Source organism: Bradyrhizobium sp. sBnM-33, from assembly GCF_032917945.1.
GTDB lineage: Bacteria > Pseudomonadota > Alphaproteobacteria > Rhizobiales > Xanthobacteraceae > Bradyrhizobium.
The window spans coordinates 5,988,535-6,006,578 of the sequence record NZ_CP136624.1; the positions used below are offsets into that span (position 1 = coordinate 5,988,535).

19 protein-coding genes are annotated in these 18,044 nt (G+C 63.3%); 6 read left to right on the forward strand and 13 right to left on the reverse strand.

The window, feature by feature from the left end:
- Positions 1-10: 10 nt before the first annotated feature.
- The 10 genes from gmk to RX328_RS28240 all read right to left on the reverse strand — a co-directional run bounded on the left by gmk (position 11) and on the right by RX328_RS28240 (position 9,232).
- A complete protein-coding gene (gmk, locus tag RX328_RS28195; protein ID WP_213250034.1) occupies positions 11-664 on the reverse strand; it encodes a guanylate kinase in 654 nt (217 codons plus the stop codon).
- Positions 665-667: 3 nt separating this feature from the next.
- Complete coding sequence (locus RX328_RS28200; RefSeq protein WP_213250032.1) at positions 668-1,555, reverse strand: YicC/YloC family endoribonuclease; 888 nt, start codon at positions 1,553-1,555, stop codon at positions 668-670.
- Positions 1,556-1,682: 127 nt separating this feature from the next.
- On the reverse strand, positions 1,683-2,966 hold the full coding sequence (mltG, locus tag RX328_RS28205; RefSeq protein WP_213250030.1) for an endolytic transglycosylase MltG: 1,284 nt from the start codon (positions 2,964-2,966) through the stop codon (positions 1,683-1,685).
- 126 nt (positions 2,967-3,092) lie between these two features.
- Positions 3,093-4,358: a beta-ketoacyl-ACP synthase II gene (gene fabF, locus RX328_RS28210; protein WP_213250028.1), complete on the reverse strand. Its 1,266-nt coding sequence runs from the start codon at positions 4,356-4,358 to the stop codon at positions 3,093-3,095.
- Positions 4,359-4,454: 96 nt separating this feature from the next.
- Positions 4,455-4,694: an acyl carrier protein gene (locus tag RX328_RS28215; RefSeq protein ID WP_008969609.1), complete on the reverse strand. Its 240-nt coding sequence runs from the start codon at positions 4,692-4,694 to the stop codon at positions 4,455-4,457.
- Positions 4,695-4,997: 303 nt separating this feature from the next.
- Entirely contained in the window at positions 4,998-5,735 is a 738-nt protein-coding gene (gene fabG, locus RX328_RS28220; RefSeq protein WP_213250026.1) for a 3-oxoacyl-[acyl-carrier-protein] reductase, read from the reverse strand.
- A 21-nt stretch (positions 5,736-5,756) separates the two neighbouring features.
- Complete coding sequence (gene fabD / locus RX328_RS28225; RefSeq protein WP_213250024.1) at positions 5,757-6,710, reverse strand: ACP S-malonyltransferase; 954 nt, start codon at positions 6,708-6,710, stop codon at positions 5,757-5,759.
- A 112-nt stretch (positions 6,711-6,822) separates the two neighbouring features.
- Positions 6,823-7,449: a LysE family translocator gene (locus tag RX328_RS28230; protein ID WP_213250022.1), complete on the reverse strand. Its 627-nt coding sequence runs from the start codon at positions 7,447-7,449 to the stop codon at positions 6,823-6,825.
- 53 nt (positions 7,450-7,502) lie between these two features.
- Positions 7,503-8,528: a fatty acid desaturase family protein gene (locus RX328_RS28235; protein WP_213250020.1), complete on the reverse strand. Its 1,026-nt coding sequence runs from the start codon at positions 8,526-8,528 to the stop codon at positions 7,503-7,505.
- Entirely contained in the window at positions 8,525-9,232 is a 708-nt protein-coding gene (locus tag RX328_RS28240) for a TetR/AcrR family transcriptional regulator C-terminal domain-containing protein (protein ID WP_213250018.1), read from the reverse strand. The genes RX328_RS28235 and RX328_RS28240 overlap by 4 nt, the downstream gene beginning before the upstream one ends.
- 338 nt (positions 9,233-9,570) lie before the next feature.
- On the opposite strand from RX328_RS28240, the gene rpsF reads away from it, so the two are divergent.
- From rpsF to rplI, 6 genes are all read left to right on the forward strand, one after another.
- The gene (gene rpsF / locus RX328_RS28245) at positions 9,571-10,041 is read left to right on the forward strand and encodes a 30S ribosomal protein S6 (RefSeq protein WP_028346501.1); all 471 of its coding nucleotides are present in this window, start codon (positions 9,571-9,573) and stop codon (positions 10,039-10,041) included.
- A gap of 5 nt (positions 10,042-10,046) precedes the next feature.
- Positions 10,047-10,286 (forward strand): 30S ribosomal protein S18, encoded by a 240-nt coding sequence (gene rpsR / locus RX328_RS28250; protein WP_002711478.1) that lies wholly within the window; start codon positions 10,047-10,049, stop codon positions 10,284-10,286.
- Positions 10,287-10,652: 366 nt separating this feature from the next.
- On the forward strand, positions 10,653-11,642 hold the full coding sequence (locus RX328_RS28255) for a TAXI family TRAP transporter solute-binding subunit (RefSeq protein WP_213250016.1): 990 nt from the start codon (positions 10,653-10,655) through the stop codon (positions 11,640-11,642).
- Positions 11,643-11,652: 10 nt separating this feature from the next.
- Positions 11,653-13,539: a TRAP transporter permease gene (locus tag RX328_RS28260; protein ID WP_213250014.1), complete on the forward strand. Its 1,887-nt coding sequence runs from the start codon at positions 11,653-11,655 to the stop codon at positions 13,537-13,539.
- Positions 13,540-13,900: 361 nt separating this feature from the next.
- Positions 13,901-14,872 carry a hypothetical protein gene (locus tag RX328_RS28265; RefSeq protein WP_213250012.1) on the forward strand — a complete coding sequence of 324 codons (972 nt, stop codon included), beginning with the start codon at positions 13,901-13,903 and terminating at the stop codon, positions 14,870-14,872.
- A gap of 55 nt (positions 14,873-14,927) precedes the next feature.
- A complete protein-coding gene (gene rplI / locus RX328_RS28270) occupies positions 14,928-15,527 on the forward strand; it encodes a 50S ribosomal protein L9 (RefSeq protein ID WP_213250010.1) in 600 nt (199 codons plus the stop codon).
- Between the two features lie 45 nt (positions 15,528-15,572).
- Here rplI and RX328_RS28275 read toward each other — a convergent pair whose 3' ends face one another.
- The 3 genes from RX328_RS28275 to RX328_RS28285 all read right to left on the reverse strand — a co-directional run bounded on the left by RX328_RS28275 (position 15,573) and on the right by RX328_RS28285 (position 17,804).
- The gene (locus RX328_RS28275; RefSeq protein WP_213250008.1) at positions 15,573-16,037 is read right to left on the reverse strand and encodes a PaaI family thioesterase; all 465 of its coding nucleotides are present in this window, start codon (positions 16,035-16,037) and stop codon (positions 15,573-15,575) included.
- Positions 16,034-16,639 (reverse strand): TetR/AcrR family transcriptional regulator, encoded by a 606-nt coding sequence (locus tag RX328_RS28280; RefSeq protein ID WP_213250006.1) that lies wholly within the window; start codon positions 16,637-16,639, stop codon positions 16,034-16,036. Before RX328_RS28280 ends, RX328_RS28275 begins: the two co-directional genes overlap by 4 nt.
- Positions 16,640-16,736: 97 nt before the next feature.
- Positions 16,737-17,804, reverse strand: a complete 1,068-nt coding sequence (locus tag RX328_RS28285; protein WP_249726250.1) for a hypothetical protein — start codon at positions 17,802-17,804, stop codon at positions 16,737-16,739.
- Positions 17,805-18,044 lie beyond the last annotated feature (240 nt).

The following is an 18,044-nucleotide window of genomic DNA, read 5'->3' on the forward strand; positions in this document are numbered from 1 at the left end:
GAAGCGACGGCTATTTTTCCAACTGGCGCTGCAGCTTGCGAACGAACTCGGTCAGGCCGGTACGGCGCTCGCGCTTGAGGCGCTCGGCCTTGAGGATCGACTGCACTTCGGCGAACGCGTCATCGACGTTGTGGTTGACGACGATATAGTCGTATTCCGCCCAGTGACTGAGTTCATGGGTGGCGCGGCTCATGCGCCCGCGAATGACCTCGTCGGAATCCTGCGCCCGCGTGTGCAGCCGTTTCTCGAGATCGGCGGCCGACGGCGGCAGGATGAACACGCTGACGACGTCGGCGCGGGCCTTTTCCCGCAATTGCTGCGTACCCTGCCAGTCGATGTCGAACAGCACGTCCTGCCCGGCCGACAAGGCAGCCTCGACCGGTGCGCGCGGCGTGCCATAGCGGTTGTCGAACACGGTCGCCCATTCCAGCAATTCGCCCTGCGCGACCATCGCTTCGAATCTGGGCTTGTCGACGAAGAAATAATCGCGGCCATCGACTTCACCCGGCCGCATCGGCCGCGTGGTGGCGGACACCGACATTTTCAAACCCGGCATCCGCTCGATCAGGAGGCGCGACAACGTGGTCTTGCCCGCGCCCGAGGGCGAGGACAGCACGAACATCAGCCCGCGCCGTTCAACTCCGTCGAAACCACCAGCCGTCATTGGTCACTCCAGGTTCTGAACCTGCTCGCGGAATTGCTCGACCACGTTTTTCATCTCGAGCCCGGTCTGGGTCAATTCCAGATCGTTCGATTTGGAGCAGCAGGTGTTGACCTCGCGGTTGAATTCCTGGGCGAGGAAGTCGAGCCGCCGCCCGACCGGGCCGCCCTTGCCGATCATCTCGCGCGCCTGCGCGACATGCGAGGCGATGCGGTCGAGCTCTTCGCGAATGTCGGCCTTAGTTGCGATCAGGATCGCTTCCTGATTCAGCCTGTCAGGATCGAACCGTTCGGAAGTCTCCAGCAACGCCGCCACTTGCTCGGCCAGACGCGCCCGGATCGCCTCCGGCTTGCGGCCGGGCGCGGCCTCGGCCTTTTTCGCCAACCTCTCGATTTCATCCATGCGCTGGATCAGAATTTGCCCGAGCGTCACGCCTTCGCGGCGCCGCATCTCGACGAGATGGCCGAGCGCCTGCTCGAAGGCGGCCGCCGCCGCATCCTTTGCCGCCTTGTCCTCCGCCTCGTCGCTTTCGGGCTCGACGACCTCGATGACGCCCTTGATGCCGAGCAGTCCGTCAATGCTGGGCGCCACCGCGTCGATCTTGCCGGCGAGCACGCCCGCGACCTTCACGATCGAGGCGAGAACGTCTTCATTGATGCGCACGGTCGAGACCGCGTTGGCGCGCTTGACGTTGAGGTTGGCGTACACCGTGCCCCGCGACAGCACCTCGCCGGCGCGCTTTTTGGCAAAGGCCTCGAGTTCGTCCCAGCCGGGCGGCAGGCGCAAGCGCAAGTCAAAGCCCTTGGCGTTGACGGACTTCAGTTCCCATTCGAAGGTGTAGGGCCCGCTGGCGCCGTGACTCCGGGCAAAACCGGTCATGCTCGATAGCGCCATCGCGTAACACTCTCCAAAAGACAGGGATTTCGAGACTCGGAATGAACGGCGGGACCATAAGCCGATTTCCGCCAAAGTGGAATTGCGTTCCGGCTGCGAGCCAGGAACGCCTTCGAACCGGCCGGCGTCAGCGCTGAACCACCGGCGGCGTCGTGGTCGACTGCGCCTCGCCCTGGCGGGCCGGCGCCGTCGCGGGTGCCGCAGGACGGGCGGGCGGCTTTTTCGCCGGCGCTGCCGGCCGTGGCGTGGTTGCGGTCGGATTGGTATCGGCCGGTGCTCCGGCCGCCGTCGGCGGCGGCGCATCCTCGGATGGTTCGACGGTATCGTTCTGAATCTGCTTTTCCAGCGCCCGCAGCTTGGCAACGTTTTTCTGGTGCTGGTCGTAGGTCTCGGTAAAGGCGTGCCCACCCGTTCCATCAGCCACGAAGAACAGGTCGCGCGTGCGTGCCGGGTTGGCGGCTGCCTCGAGCGACGCGCGGCCCGGATTGGCGATTGGTCCCGGCGGCAAACCGTCGATCACATAGGTGTTGTAGGGCGACGGCTGCGTAATCTCGGAGCGCTTGATCGGCCGGCCCAGCGTTCCCTTGCCGCCAACCAGGCCGTAGATGATCGTCGGGTCCGATTGCAGCTTGATCCTCTGCCGCAGCCGATTGGCGAATACCGCCGCCACGCGGCTGCGCTCGTCGGCCCGGCCGGTTTCCTTCTCGATGATCGAGGCCAGCGTGATGAGCTGCTCCAGCGACCTGACCGGGACGTCCGGATTGCGGCGCTCCCAGATTTCCGCGAGCACCCGCTTTTGCGTCTGCTGCATGCGCTGGATCACCTGCTCGCGCGTGGTGCCGCGCGGGAATTTATAGGTTTCGGGCAGCAATGTGCCTTCGCGGGGTATTTCCCGCACCGAGCCGGCGAAGATGTCGTTGTCGAGGAGTCTCGCCACGATCTGTTCGGAGGTCAGACCTTCCGGAATGGTGACGGCGTGCTGCACCACCTTGCCTTCGACGATGGTGGCGATGACGTCGCGCAGGCTGGCGTTCTTCTGGAAGGAATATTCGCCGGGCTTGAGATCGGAGCTTGCCTTGAGGGCAAACACGCCGCCGATGAACACCCAGGGATTGACGTTGATCACGCCTTCGCGCAGCAGCGCGTCGGCGATGTCGCGCTTTCCGGCACGCGAGGGAATGTTGACGATCTTGTCTTCCTTCAGCGGACCGGGCGTTTCCAGGATTTGTCTGCCGTAGTAGTACACCGCTCCCGCCCCGATCATCAGAATGATCAGGATGGTGAAGATGGCATTGCCGACCACCACAAATGGATTGCGGGCACGCTCCGACCGCTTCGGCGGCGGCGGCACCTGCTCGGGCTCCAACGCAGCGCGCGGACTTCGTGGCGAAATGGGCGGCCTCTCACTCATCGATGCAACCTGAATCCTGTCGGTTCAATCGCGACTCGGCAATCCCTTGCCCAGCCGATAGCATACGCCCGCATGTAGAAGTCATCGCCGAATACGGCAAAACGGTGGAGTCGTTCGAAACACTTGCTAGTCGGCCACGCGCCGAACAATCACGGAGGCGTTGGTCCCCCCGAAACCGAAGGAATTCGACAGCGCGACGTTAATCTCGCGCTTCCGCGCGGTCTGCGGCACCAGATCGATCGCCGTTTGCACCGACGGATTTTCCAAATTGATAGTGGGTGGAGCAATGTTATCGCGAATCGCAAGGATACTGAAAATGGCCTCGATTGCACCGGCAGCGCCGAGCAGGTGCCCGGTCGACGACTTGGTCGACGACATCGACACTTTGGAGGTGGCGTTGCCGAGCAGCCGCTCCACCGCGCCGAGTTCGATCTCGTCACCGATCTGGGTCGAAGTTCCGTGGGCGTTGATGTAGTCGATATCCGATACCGCTATGCCGGCGCGCTTGATCGCCGCGCTCATGCTGCGGAAGCCGCCATCGCCATCCGGCGACGGCGAGGTGATGTGATAGGCGTCGCCCGACAGGCCATAGCCGATCACTTCGCAATAGATTCGCGCACCGCGCTTTTTCGCGTGCTCATATTCCTCGAGCACCACAACACCGGCGCCCTCGCCCATCACGAATCCGTCGCGGTGCTTGTCATAGGGGCGCGAGGCTTTTTGCGGCGCCTCGTTGAAGCCCGTCGACAGCGCGCGCGCCGCGCAAAATCCAGCCATCGCCAGCCGGCAGATCGGCGATTCCGTGCCGCCCGCGACCATCACGTCGGCGTCGCCCAGCGCAATGAGGCGGGCACCGTCGCCGATCGCATGCGCACCGGTCGAACAGGCCGTGACAACGGAATGATTGGGACCCTTGAGGCCGTGCTCGATCGAGACATAACCGGAAGCGAGATTGATCAGCCGTCCCGGAATGAAGAACGGCGATACCCTGCGCGGCCCGCGTTCCTTTAACAGCAGCGACGTCTCGGCGATGCCGGACAGGCCGCCGATCCCGGAGCCGATCAGGGTACCGGAGGCACACTTGTCTTCTTCGGTTGCGGGATGCCAGTTGGCGTCGTCGAGCGCCTGGCGTGCCGCAGCCATCGCAAAGATGATGAAGTCGTCGACCTTGCGCTGTTCCTTCGGCTCCATCCACTGGTCGGGATTGAAAGTACCATCAGAACCGTCACCACGAGGAATCACGCAGGCGATCTGGCTGGCGAGATCGGCGACTTCGAACGTGTCGATCTTCTTGGCGCCGCTCTGACCGTTGATGATACGCGCCCACGTTGTGTCAACGCCGCAGCCGAGCGGCGTAACCATGCCCAGCCCCGTGACGACAACCCGTCTCATGTCAAAACTCCAGCCCGAAACCGACGGCCCAAAACAAGAAACCGGGGGACCGTTTGATGACGGCCCGTCCGGCTCTGTCTCTACCCGCCCGGGACGTCAGCTTTTAGCGTTCTTCTCGAGAAACTTCGTCGCGTCGCCGACCGTCAAAATCGTCTCGGCGGCATCATCGGGGATTTCGCAGCCGAACTCTTCTTCAAATGCCATCACAAGCTCGACGGTGTCGAGGCTGTCGGCGCCGAGGTCGTCGATAAAACTTGCGTTGTCGACAACCTTATCGGGTTCAACACCGAGGTGTTCGACCACAATCTTCTTAACCCGCTCGCCAATCTCACTCATCTTTAACCTCGTGCTTGTTCCATTGGACCCGACCCCAAGACGCTACAGAGACGCTGCGAGCTATCGTGGTCGTTAAACTTCCTTCGCTGTCGCGCATAGTCTTGATTCGGCCCGGTGGTAGCCGACAAAGCCCCGGCGAACGGCAGGCGTCGCCACGCCAATATACAGGGTTTCAAAATCCTGCAATGGCCTTGTTTGCCCATCCGTCGGGGGTTCGGTTACCATACTTCCCAAGCCTTGACTACAAGCCTCACCCGCCCCGGAAAACGGCCGTTGGCCGCATACATCGGGGCAATAACTCGCTCAAATCATGGCCATCCCGCCGTTGACGTGAATCGTCTGGCCGGTGACGTAGCCCGCCTCGTTGGAGGCGAGATAGACGGCTGCCGCCGCGATGTCCTCCGGTGTCCCCAGCCGCGCCGCAGGAACCTTCGCCAGGATGGTCTCGCGCTGCTTGTCGTTGAGCGCGTCGGTCATCGGCGTCTTGATGAATCCCGGCGCGATGCAATTGGCAGTCACATTGCGCTTGGCGTACTCCGCACCCAGCGTCTTGATCAGGCCGATGATTCCGGCCTTTGACGCGGTGTAGTTGGCCTGGCCGGGGTTGCCGGTCACGCCGACGATCGAGGTGATCGCAATGATCCGGCCGAAGCGCTTGCGCATCATCAGTTTGGTTGCGGCGCGCGCAAGACGGAAAGTCGCAGTCAGGTTGACGTTGATGACGTCGTCCCAATCCTCGTCACGCAACTGGACGAAAAGATTGTCGCGCGTGATGCCCGCATTGGCGATGAGGATATCGACCTGCCCCATCGCGGCTTCCGCCGCCGGCACCAGCGCCTCGACCTCTGCGCTGTCGGAAAGGTTGCACGGCAGCACGTGGACGCGTTCGCCAAGCTTGCCGGCAAACGAATCCAGCACCTCGCGGCGCGTGCCGGAGATCGCCACCGTCGCGCCCCGCCCATGTAACGCTTGCGCGATCGCGCCGCCGATGCCGCCGGTCGCGCCGGTCACCAGCGCCGTCCTGCCAGTCAAATCGAACATCAATGTCTCCTTCCGGGAGCTTTAGGCCGACGCCGCCAATGCGTCCTTCGCGGCGGCAATATCGTTGGGTCCCGCGATCGACACGCCGACGGCGCCGTCGGCGATCCGCTTAACCAGCCCGCTCAACACCTTGCCGGCACCGATTTCGAAGAACCGGGTGACGCCATGCGCTGCCATATAGGCCACCGACTCGCGCCAGCGCACGGTGCCGGTGACCTGCTCGATCAGGCGACGGCGAATCTCGTCGGGATCGGTAATCGGCGCGGCCAGCACGTTCGCCACCAGCGGCGAGGCCGGCGTCCTGATCGTTACACCTGCAAGCGCCTCTGCCATCGCATCGGCGGCAGGCTGCATCAACTTGCAATGGAAAGGCGCTGATACCGGCAACAGCATCGCCCGCTTGGCGCCTTTGGTTTTGGCGATTTCCACGGCGCGGTCGACTGCCGCCTTGTCGCCGGACACCACCACCTGCCCGCCGCCATTGTCGTTGGCGGCCTGACAGACCTGCCCCTGGGCAGCTTCGGTGGCGACGGCCATCGCCGCCTCATAGTCGAGCCCAAGCAGTGCCGCCATCGCGCCGGCGCCGACCGGTACGGCCTTTTGCATTGCAAGACCACGGGTGCGCAGCAGGCGCGCGGTGTCGCTGATGCTGAGGCTGCCGGCAGCAGCCAGCGCAGAATATTCGCCGAGCGAATGGCCGGCAACAAAGGCCGCATCCCGTCCGACGGAAAAGCCCGCCTCGGTCTCCAGCACGCGTAGCGTGGCAATCGACACCGCCATCAGAGCCGGCTGGGCATTTTCAGTGAGCTGGAGGGTTTCGGCCGGGCCATCCCAGATGATCGCGGTTAGCTTTTCGCCGAGCGCCGAATCAACCTCGTCGAACACCGCCCGCGCGGCCGGAAAGGCTTCCGCCAGGGCCTTGCCCATACCGACCGCCTGGGAACCCTGCCCCGGAAATGTAAATGCAGCCGTCATCGGCGCTCCCTCGTAAGATTGGGGCCGTAAGACACTGACGCGGGCCGGGATGTCAAGCCGCGGTGCGGTATCGCCGGGCCGTTGCCGAAGTTCGTCAGTGGACCGGAGCGGGTCAGCGTTCTTGCAGCGCCAGCCGGACACCCAGAGCGCAATAGAGACCGCCGATTGCTTTCCCCTGCCATTTCAGCACCGCAGGATTGCGGCGGAGGAAGGTCCCGAGACTTCCGGCGCCTATCGCAAAAACCGCTGTACTGACAAACCCCATCAAAACAAAGATGATCCCCAGAATCGTCAGCTGAAGCATGACCGAACCATTTTTGGGCCGTACTAACTGGGGGAGAAACGCGAGGAAGAAAAGCGCCGTCTTCGGGTTCAGCACCTCGGCCAAGATCGCTTGCCTGAATGCCTTTCCTGCTGAAATCGGCAGTGCGCCGGCCGCAAGATTTACTGGCGTCCTTTCGAGGACGGCACGAACGCCGAGGTAAACGAGATAGGCTGCGCCGAGATACTTGATGATGCTGAACAGCGTCGCCGAAGCGGCAATGATCGCCGAGATGCCGACGATCGCCATAAAGGTGTGGATCATGTCGCCGGCCGCGATCCCGGCGCCCGTGGCAATGCCGACCGTCGTGCCTGAAGCCGTCGCCCGTGCAACCGTGAGCAGCGTCGCGGGGCCTGGAATGAACACAAAGCCAAGCACGACCGCGACATATGTAATCAACGTGGTCGGATCGATCATTCGTTGGCTCCGCTTGGTCGCCGACGGAAGCTACACCACCATCGATCAGCGCACTAGAAGCCGCCCGCCGCCTGGTCGCCACCGACTTCGGCGCCGGCCCGCGCGCGGCGTACGCTGCTTACCAACTTGCCGGGTCGGTCCTCGTGGTTGGGCTTGGCGGTCGCAAGCCGCAGCACGGCAGCGTAGCTCGGCTGCACCTCCACGCGATCCGCATACCGGCTTTGAAAGAGAATCTGGTGTACGCGCGGCAGGTTATAACAGGGCACGTAGAACAGCAGGTGATGCTCGAGGTGGTAGTTGACATAATACGGCGCAATGAACAGCCGCTCGAGGAAATTCGCGTGTGTGGTGCGGGTATTGCGCAAAGGATCGTTCGAGTCGGGGACGACCGCATGTTCGGCGATGTTGCGGATGCGCGTGATCACCATCTGCCAGGTGAGCAGCGGCAACAGCCACAGTAACGGATAGGCCCACCATACGCCCGCGGCGGCGAGGCCCGCGAACATGAGGGCGTTGACAACACATTGCGGGCCGAGCTTTTCCCAGAAATGCGCGGCGCGTTGCGCAAGCGGCCATTCCTTTGGGCCAAGCGCATTCAATAATTGGGCTTTGCGCTGCTGATAGCCGGTCTGCCCAGTGATATCGCGGAAGAATTTGCGGCGGTAGCTCATCTTGGTGATCGGGAACGGCGCCGACAAAATCAGATCGGGATCGTCGTCCTGCTGGGTGCGCGCGTGATGTTGCAGATGGTAGCGCCGATAGGCGCGGGTCTCGGCGAAGATCGGATAGGCGCAGAACCACTGGCTGAGCGTCAGGTTGATTTTCTCATCTGCCGACAGGCATCCATGCGCTCCGTCATGCATCAGGATCGCGAGCCCGAGCTGACGCGAGCCGATGACGCCGACCGCGAGCAGAAAGGTCAGCGGATTGGGCCACCACGCGACCAGCGCAATCGATCCCAATATCAGCGCCCACGCATGCGCGATCAGGGCTGCACCCTTCCACGTCACGCGCTGGCGCACGGCGACCAGTTGATCTTCGGTCAGAAAGTCGCGGGCACGCATGCGAAGCGCGGTCATGCTGATGTCTCCCCGTCGGGTTCATCGTTGTCGCCAACCAGGCGCAGTCTGGCGCTGTCGCTCGCTGATGTTGTCGTGGCCTGATCGCCCAGCACGCGCAGCATCTCGCTGCACAATTCCTCGGCCGAACGGCCCATGGCGTAGCCCTCCACCATCACGCCGATGGCCAGCGCCCAGAATCGCCGTGAGCTGGCGTCGGGATCGCGCAGGCTTTTCCAGCCGTGCCGCTCGATCTGGCCGGCATAGGCGCGCATCCCCTCGCCGTGCAGCCGCTCGATGGTGCGTTCCACCAGCGGCGCGAGATCCTGCCGGCGGCGGGTGAGTGTCAGGGCTTCGGTAAAGAAGGCGACCGAATCCGTTGCCGTGACCGTCTCGACCAGCGCGCGCGTGTAGTCGTGCGGCGTACGGGCCTGCAACGCGGCCTCCTCGGCCGCGCGCGCCACGTACAGCATGTCGCGGCAGGCAGCTTCGACGAACAGAGCTTCCTTGGTGCGGAAGTAGTAGGTGATCTGGCTCGGAAACGCGTCGGCCGCCGCCGCGATGTCCGAGATCGACGTTCCGGCGAGGCCCCGCTCCTTGAATAGCCGGCTGGCGCTGTCGAGCAGCCGCGAGCGCATCTGGCGCCCGGCGGTGCGCGTGGCGCGGGCGGCGTGCTTGGGATCGCTGGGCGCTTCTGGCGCTGTCTGAACGGAATTTGGAGCCATCGTTTGCCTTCCGGTCCGTTATTTGTATGATGTACAAACAAATACGTCAACCATCTATTGGGCCTACCGCCTCCCGTGCTGCCGCCAGGACTCTCTTGGCCTGCTCAAGAAGCCTTGCCAGCACGCCGAAAATCCTTATAAACCGCGCATCCGTGGATCCCGGCCGGGAGCTGAACGGACGGTCTCAGCAATCTCACCTTTGCAGGCGTTATTGATGTGGCAGGGCCAGTCGGCCCGTCGTCCCGTGCTTCCGCCTTCTGAGCTTATCCCCGAGTCCTTTCCGAAGGCCTCGAAGGGCTTGCCGCCGGGGACCGCGCCAACACTAGGAAAGGACACCCATGCCTCTTTACGAGCATGTTTTTCTCGCGCGCCAGGATGCGAGCACCCAGCAGGTCGAAGAGCTGACCACCCAGATGACGGGCATCGTCGAAGGGCTCGGCGGCAAGGTTACCAAGACCGAGAACTGGGGCGTACGCTCCCTCACCTACCGCATGAACAAGAATCGCAAAGCGCACTTCGTGCTGATGAACATCGATGCGCCCTCTGCCGCGGTCACCGAGATCGAGCGGCAGGAGCGGATCTCTGAAGACGTTATCCGCTACCTCACCGTCCGCGTCGAAGAGCACGAGGAAGGTCCCTCGGCAATGATGCGCAAGGCCGATCGTGACCGAGAGCGCGACGATCGCGGCGGCGGTTTCCGCGGCGACCGCGAAGGCGGCTTCCGTGGCGATCGTGAAGGCGGTGGCTTCCGCGGCGACCGTGGCCCGCGCCGTCCGCGCGAAGACGAAGCTGCAGCGGTAGAGGAGTAAGAATCATGGCTGAAGCTGGTGCACGCCGTCCGTTTTTCCGTCGCCGCAAGACCTGTCCGTTCACGGGTCCGAATGCGCCGAAGATCGACTACAAGGATTCCAAGCTGTTGATGCGTTACGTCTCCGAGCGCGGCAAGATCGTGCCGAGCCGCATCACCGCTGTGTCCGCCAAGAAGCAGCGTGAGCTCGCACGCGCCATCAAGCGCTCGCGTTTCCTCGGTCTGCTGCCCTACGTCATTCGCTAAGACAACTTCGGCCAGCGGCGTTCGCGCCGCCGGTCGCTACTCTTCATTTCCAGGCGGTCCGACTGCCGATGGTTGGTCGAAACGACCTCTGACCGCCCGTCGGGCCCGCAAATTTTTCCCCGCCTTGGAATGCATCCTACGCCGGCTGTTGGCGTCGGGTCTGAATCGCGTTCCGCCAGCCGCGCTGCGGTAGCCGGAATCACACCTCGTTGACAATCGCTGCGGCGGGCACGTACGCTGCCCGGCAGCAGGAGCGGATGGCAAATTCCCGCATGCTACGGGTGTCGAAGTCACCGCCGACCACGTGCGGACACGAGCCCCAATAAGCGGCGCCAACGAGCGCAACCGCCAAAGGGAGTGCAAACGATGTCCGTCCACATCCGTGGTCTGCGGCAAGTCGTACGCCTGGCCGCTATTTCGGCGCTGACCATCGCTGCGGCAGGCGCAGCCGAAGCTCAACAGAAAACCGATGTCATCTTCAGCGCCGGTCCGACCGGCGGCAGTTGGACGCCGATGGCGGCGGCTGCATCGCAGGTCGTGAACAAGCGATATCCCGAGTTGAACGTGCAGGTCGAGCCGGGCGCGGCCCTCGTCAACATGGAGAAGATCCGCAACGACAAGGCCGATATCGGCTGGTCCATGACGACCGTCATGGCCGATGCGCAGAAGGGCGAGGGTCAGTTCGCCGGCAAGGCCACCGACAAAGGCCTTTTCGTCGCCAATTTCTATCCTAACGTCTGGCAGTTGGTGGTGCCCGCGAACAGCGACATCAAAAGTGTCAAGGATCTAAAGGGGCAGCCGGTGGCGCTGCCGGCACGCGGCAACACCAGCCTGGCGGCCGGCTGGGAGTACCTGCTTAAAGTGAACGGCATGACGCTGAACGACCTGGGCGCGAAGAGCTACGGCCCGGTGTCATCAAATGCAGAGGCGGTGAAGAACCGGCAGGCGATGGCGGCCGGATGGTTCACCGTGGTGCCGGCATCTTTCGTCCTGGACCTTGGCTCGGCGATGCCGCTGCGGGTGCTTCCCGTCAGCGACGAGGAATTCGCTGCATTGCGCAAGCTCAATTCGGGCTTTGTCCGCTACACCATCAAGGCCGGGACCTACAAGGACCAGGGCGTGACCGAGGCCGTTCAGACCTTCCAGTCGCCCACCGTGTTGATTGCATCGTCCAAGACGTCTCCTGAGGTGATCTACAAGATTACCAAGGCCATTGTCGAAGGGCGGGACGAGTTCGGTAACGTCACCAGCGAAATGAAGGGCGTGAAAGCGTCCGACATGGCTGAGAGCCTGGGCATGCCATATCACCCGGGCGCGGAGAAATACTACCGCGAAGCTGGATTGCTCAAGCAGTAGAGGGCGTGCCGTGCGCAAACTCTCCGGCTACGCGGGCCTGGTCGTCGGAGTGGTTGCGGTCACAATGTCCGTGTACCACGTTTACGCGCGACTGACGGTATACGCTCCCGATCAGCAGGCCCTGCTCTACATAACGCTGGCCTTCAGCCTGGTGCTGTCGTTCCTGCTGTGGCCTCGCAGCAAGAACGCAACACTGGGTCGCGTGCCGTGGGAGGATCTCGCTTTGGCAGGTCTTTCGCTGGCGTGCATTGGCTACATGTTCGCGAACTACGACTACATCGTGAACCGTTTTCCCACCGCCGAGTCGCTCACCCGAATGGACATGGCGGTTGGAATTACCGCCACCCTGCTGGTTCTGGAGGCAACGCGACGCACAATCGGCGCGTCGCTGCCGATCGTGGCAATCGTATTCCTGCTCTACGGGTTCGCGGGCCCCTGGCTGTACGGCTGGCTTTATCACAGAGGTCTCAGCCTCGAGCTCACCATCGATCAGACCTATTTCACCACGGAGGGCATCTTCGGGGTACCGATGACGGTGGCCGCGACCTACGTCATTCTTTTCATCATCTTCGGCACATTTCTTGAGAAATCCGGGGCAGGTCAGTTCTTCATGAACTTCGCAAATGCGATCGCCGGTGGCGCGCGCGGTGGGCCCGGCAAGGTTTCGGTCGTCTCCTCCAGCCTGTTCGGCACGATCTCCGGCTCGGCCGTCGCCAATGTCATGGTCGACGGCTGGCTGACCATTCCGATGATGAAGAAGACCGGCTTCAAGCCAGAGGCGGCAGCCGCCATCGAGGCGGTGGCCTCCACCGGCGGGCAGATCATGCCGCCGATCATGGGCGCGGCGGCGTTCGTGATGGCCGAGTTTCAGGGCGTCAGCTACACGCAGGTGATGATCGCGGCGGCGATACCTGCGCTCTTCTACTATGGGGCGCTGTTCGCTGCTGTCCACTTCAACGCCGTGCGCTCGGGACTCAAGGGCTTGCCACGCGAGGAACTGCCCGTCCTGGGCTACATCATGCTGCGCCAGGGGCACCTGTTCCTGCCGGTCATCGTGCTTTTGGCGCTGCTTCTATTCGGCTTCACGCCCACCTATGGCGCGATCATCGCCACTTTCGCGCTGGTCGCCATCTCGTGGCTGCGTCCTTCCACGGCATTGGGTTGGCGCGCGTGCCTTGAGGGCTTGCGCGACGGGGCGGTGCAAACCGTGCCGGTGGCGATGGCCTGTGCGTCCGCCGGCATCGTGATCGGAATCGTGCTGCAAACCGGGCTGGCGCTCCGGTTCACGGCCTTTCTCATCGACTTCACCTACGGCTCTCTGCTGCCTGCACTGCTCATCACGATGGTCGCCGGCGTCATTCTCGGCATGGGCATGCCGACCACTCCCGCCTACATCATGCAGGCGGCGCTGCTCGTGCCCGCGATCATGAAGCTCGGCGTGGAGCCCATGGCGGCGCACATGTTCGCGTTCTACTTCTCCTGCCTCTCGGCAGTGACGCCGCCCGTGGCGCTGGCCGTGTATGCTGCGGCGTCAATCGGCGGGGCCGGCCTGTGGGCCTCAGGCCTGCAGGCGATGAAGTTCGCTGCCGCCGGCTTCATCGTGCCGTTCTTCTTCGTCTACAACCCGGCGCTGCTGTTCGAGGGGCCATGGCTGGAAATTCTTCGCGCGGTGGTGACCGGCACCATCGGCGTCATTGCCCTCGCAGCCAGTCTCGAAGGCTACTTCCTGCGTAGCGCAACCTGGTTCGAGCGGGCGCTTTTCTTTGTCGCCGCCTTGCTGCTGATCGACCCCAATGCCATCACCGATGTCATCGGCTTGGGCCTGCTTGGCATCGGCGTGCTGGTGCAAAAGCTACGGACGATACGACCAAACATAGCGCCGGAAACCACCCCGTGACCCGCACCCAGTTGGCCGCGCTGACGCTTATTGCTACTGCGCTCATCATTGGCACGGTAGCCTTCGGCGTTCTGCGGATCTACGCCTAGGCCCGGATCGGCCCGGGACATCACACACCATGCCGCTAGAGGCACGAACGCCGGGGACTTGCCGGCAGGTTTCGGTGACGGACCCTTGATCAACCAAGGCTACTGATCTAAAAGGCCGGTCATCACGGCCCCAGCGGGCCGTGAACGTTTGAGGGGTATGATGGGCTCCGGTATCAAGATACCGACAGGCTCCCCTTGGATCTCCAACTAGTTGGTAAAGGCGGCATTTTTGCTGACCTCTATCTAACCGCTCGAAAGGAGCGGGACAGCTGATGATCGCGATTATCCTCATTGGTCTTGCGGCCGGCTGCGCGTCGGCGCTGATGTTCGTCTCGATCGTCTCGGGCGCGCCGATCTCATTGCTGCTCTCTTTGTTGGCGCCGTTACCGCTGATGGTGACGGCACTCAGTTGGGGACCGCTCAGCGCGACCATCGGCGGCATCGCTGCGGCGTCCGGCTTCGGTGCAATTTTCGGTCTGCGCTTCTGCGTCGCTTTCGCGGTTGCGGTGGCGCTGCCAGCCTGGTGGCTTGGCCATCTCGCGTTGCTGGGACGGCAAACGGCTGCTGTCGGAACCGGCAACAGCACGAATCCTACGGCGGAAAATCTCGAGTGGTATCCGATCGGACGGATCCTGCTTTGGATCGTCGGCTTTGCCATCCTGTCCTCCATCGCGTCGTGGCTGGTCTTCGGCAAGGATGCCGATGCCATCGCCGCGGCCCTGCGAAGCGGGCTGACGAAGGTTCTTTCTGGCCGTGAGGGGTTATCGTCGAGCGACATCGAGCGGTTGGCTGACGCGCTTGTAACGATCTTCCGGGGCTTGTCGACGATGCTCGTCGTGACGACGCTTACGCTTAACCTTTGGCTCGCCGCAAAGATATCAGCGATGTCGGGCCGGCTGCGTCGCCCTTGGCCAGACTTGAAGAGCACAGCGTTGCCGCCGATGACGCTCGTAGCACTCTGCGGGACATTGGCATTCTGTTTCGCGGGCGGAGCATTTTCGATAGCAGCGCAAATCATGACAGCCGCGCTCTTCATGGCTTACGCGCTCGTCGGTCTCGCCGCCGTTCACACGTTAACGCTGGCGCTGAAAAGCCGCGCCGTTTTGCTGAGCTGCACCTACGGGATCCTGGTGCTGTTGCCATGGACAGTCGTTCTGATGATCGCCCTCGGCCTTACGGAAGCAATTTTCGGATTGCGCGAACGTTACTTGCGCCGAAAGCCGCCGCCTTTGCCCGCAGCCTGAAAATCCAACCATTCACCCTAAACTCGAGACTGAACACGAAATAAGGAGAACGAAAATGGAAGTCATCTTGCTGGAACGCGTCGTCAAGCTTGGTCAGATGGGCGAGGTCGTCCGCGTCAAAGACGGATTTGCCCGCAACTTTCTGCTCAAGCGCGGCAAGGCGTTGCGCGCCACCGCCGACAATCGCGCCAAGTTCGACGGTATGAAGGCCGAACTCGAGGCCAACAATCTCAAGGCCAAGGGCGAAGCAGCCAAGGTCGCGGAGAAGATCAACGGGCGCAACGTGATCGTGCTGCGCCAGGCCTCGGAATCCGGCCAGTTGTTCGGATCGGTGAGCATTCGCGACATCATCGCCTCCTTCGAGGCCGACGGCGTCACCATCAATCGCAGCCAGGTCCTGCTCGACGCCCCGATCAAGACCATCGGCAAGCACGAGGTCTTGATTGCCGTTCATCCGGAAGTCGAAGCCACCGTCAGCGTCACCGTGGCGCGCAGCGCCGATGAAGCCGAGCGCATCAACCGCGGCGAGGACATCTCGACCCGTCAGGAAGACCAGGACGCCGCCGCCGAGGCACTCGCCGCCGCCGGCGAGTTCTTCGATCCGGAAGCCCAGCACGAGGAAGTCGCGCCGGCGCCGGCTGCGACCGAGAAGTAACAAGCGTATCGCTCTAACCTTGTGAAGACCTCAAGCCCGGCCGCATCAGGCCGGGCTTGAGATTCTGGCGGCCGCCTTCTCGTCGAGCATTGCGATCGAGGCCAGCGCAGTTGCGGTATGCTTCTCGACGCCATCGGTTACGCAAAACACGTCGGCCGCAACCACGGCGACCTGACGTCCGGGCTTGATGACGCGCGCCCGACAGATCAATCGATCGCCGATCGCCGGCGACAGCAGATTCAGTTTATATTCCGCCGTCAGCGCCGATTGCCCGCGCGATGCCGCGGCCGCAATCGTGGTGGCGTTGTCGACCAGGAAGGCCGTAACGCCACCGTGGAACAGGCCATGCTGCTGCAGCAGTTCGGGCCGGCGGTCGACCGCAAGCGTGCACGTGCCACGCGTCAGCTCGGATAGTTCCGCCCCGACGTGGGTCATAAAACCCTGGCGGCCGACATTATCGCGGATGCGCGTCGCGATCGGCGCGAAGTCGGCATCGTCATTCGCACTCATACTGTCTCTCCGGGCTTGTGGATCATATCGGCCGCGACCACCGCGCGAATGGCACAGGCGATCAGGATTTCAGCCTGCTCTCGCGGATCGGTGCGGTCGCGGCCCGACAGCCATGCGCGGCAAAAAATCTGCGCCGGTCCGATGATCTGGCTGAAGAAAACCGACGAACTCATCGGCAGCAATTCGCCGCGCGCGACGAGCGGCGCGCGCCATCGTTCGACGGCTTCCGCGAGGCGCGAATTCTGCGCGCGCTGCGCGCCGCGGATCGCCTCGGTCCATTCACTGCGGGAAATCTCGAAGAGATAGCGCGCCTCGCGCCGGGAATTCACGACCCAGTCCAGATGTGCGCGGATCAGCCGCGCCACGCCTTCCCGCGCGCCGCAGGATTCATCAACCGCCGCTACGACGGCAGCGTGATAACGGGCGAGGATTTCCAGGAACAGCGTGCCGGCCAGCTCCTTCTTCGATCCGAAAAAATGGAAGAAGCTGCCGTTGGACGCTCCCGCGCGAGTTCTGATGGCGGCGACCGTGGCGCCCTCGAAACCATCGCGGTCGAACACCGCCAACCCCGCCGCCAGCAGATCCTCCCGTGCCGTAGCCACTCTGCGCCGCCTTTCGATTCACCAGATCGCTACTCTAGAGTGATACTCTAGAGACGGTCAAGCGACGGCGCCGGTCGGCATCTGGAAATCTGAGATCCTATCGCGAGATGGGTGGCGCGGGAGGGCCGACGGGCACGGCCGCCGGCGTTGCGGGCGCTGTTACCAACGGAGACGTCGCGGGTGCCGTCGCGTGGGGCTCAGGGACGTTCGCGGCGGGAGTTGGCGGCGCAGGCGTCACCGGGTCAGGCCGGGGCGGGGTCGGCTCGCTGTCGGCGCTCTCCTTGGGAGCATTGATCTTGGCGGTCTCGGACCCGCTCTCGCTGGCCGGCTTGTCCGACTCGCCGTCCGGCTTCGCGGCCTCCGGGGCCGGCTTGTCGGCCTCACCCTTGGCGGAGTCGACCCTGTGGGCATCAGGCTTGGCCGGATCGGGCCCGCCAGAATCGGTCTTGGTGGGATCAGGCTTGGCACGATCAGGCTCGGCCAGATCAGGCTTGGCAGTTCCGGGCTTCGCAGTTTCGGATTTGGCGGCATCCCGAGACGCATCTTCCTTTGCGGCGTCGCCGCGGGCGGCCTCCTCGGCTTTCGGCGGTTCTTCGGCGGCCGGCCTGCCACGCCTGCCCTGCTTCTGTCTGACACCCGATTTGCTGTCGGTAGTGGCCTGCCCATCTGCGGGTCTAGCAGCCTCGGGCGCCGTGTGCGGCCGTGCGAGCCGCTTCGCGTCGCGGCCCGGACGCGCGCTCTCGCCTTGCGGCGGTGCTCCGTCGGCACCCGGCCGGGAAGCCTCCTGGGCCGGTGCGGAGGACGGCTGCCGGCGGCCGAATCGGTCGGGCTGATCCGACCTTCCGTCCTGCTTGGCGTCCTTCTGCCTGGGCTGATCCTTAGCTTGATATCGGGGGTCGGCAGCCCCATTGGCTATCAAGTAGGAGGAAAGCACCGAGGCCATGTCGGAACCGGTGGTATAATGCTGGCGCAGAAAGCCCGGCAGCGACGAAACCGGCGTGTTCTTTAACAGGCCGCGCGGGCTCTTGTGGCAGGCGCTGCAAGTACCGGAGAATATCTGGGAGGGGCTCTTGCCGGCGTCGAGATTTTGCGCCCGCACCACGCCTGCAGCGAAGCAGCCGATCAGGAGCATCACCGTCGCTAAACTGAGCGCTCGGCTCAACATTCCCTGCATTCTCCAGACGTGGAATCGCGGCCTGCGTTGCACAACGCCGGCCAGCGGCGGGTCACCTTTTAGCCGATTATGACGCGAATGGAAGCAGGCTTATTGCGCATCTGCGTGATCGCCACATTTGAGAATATCGGCTTTGACTCCAACGCAGTAGCGCTGCGGCATCACCATACTTATGATGTTCCTGGTGCACATGGAACCGTCCTTTCCGAGGTGCATTGGTGTAACGGGCCG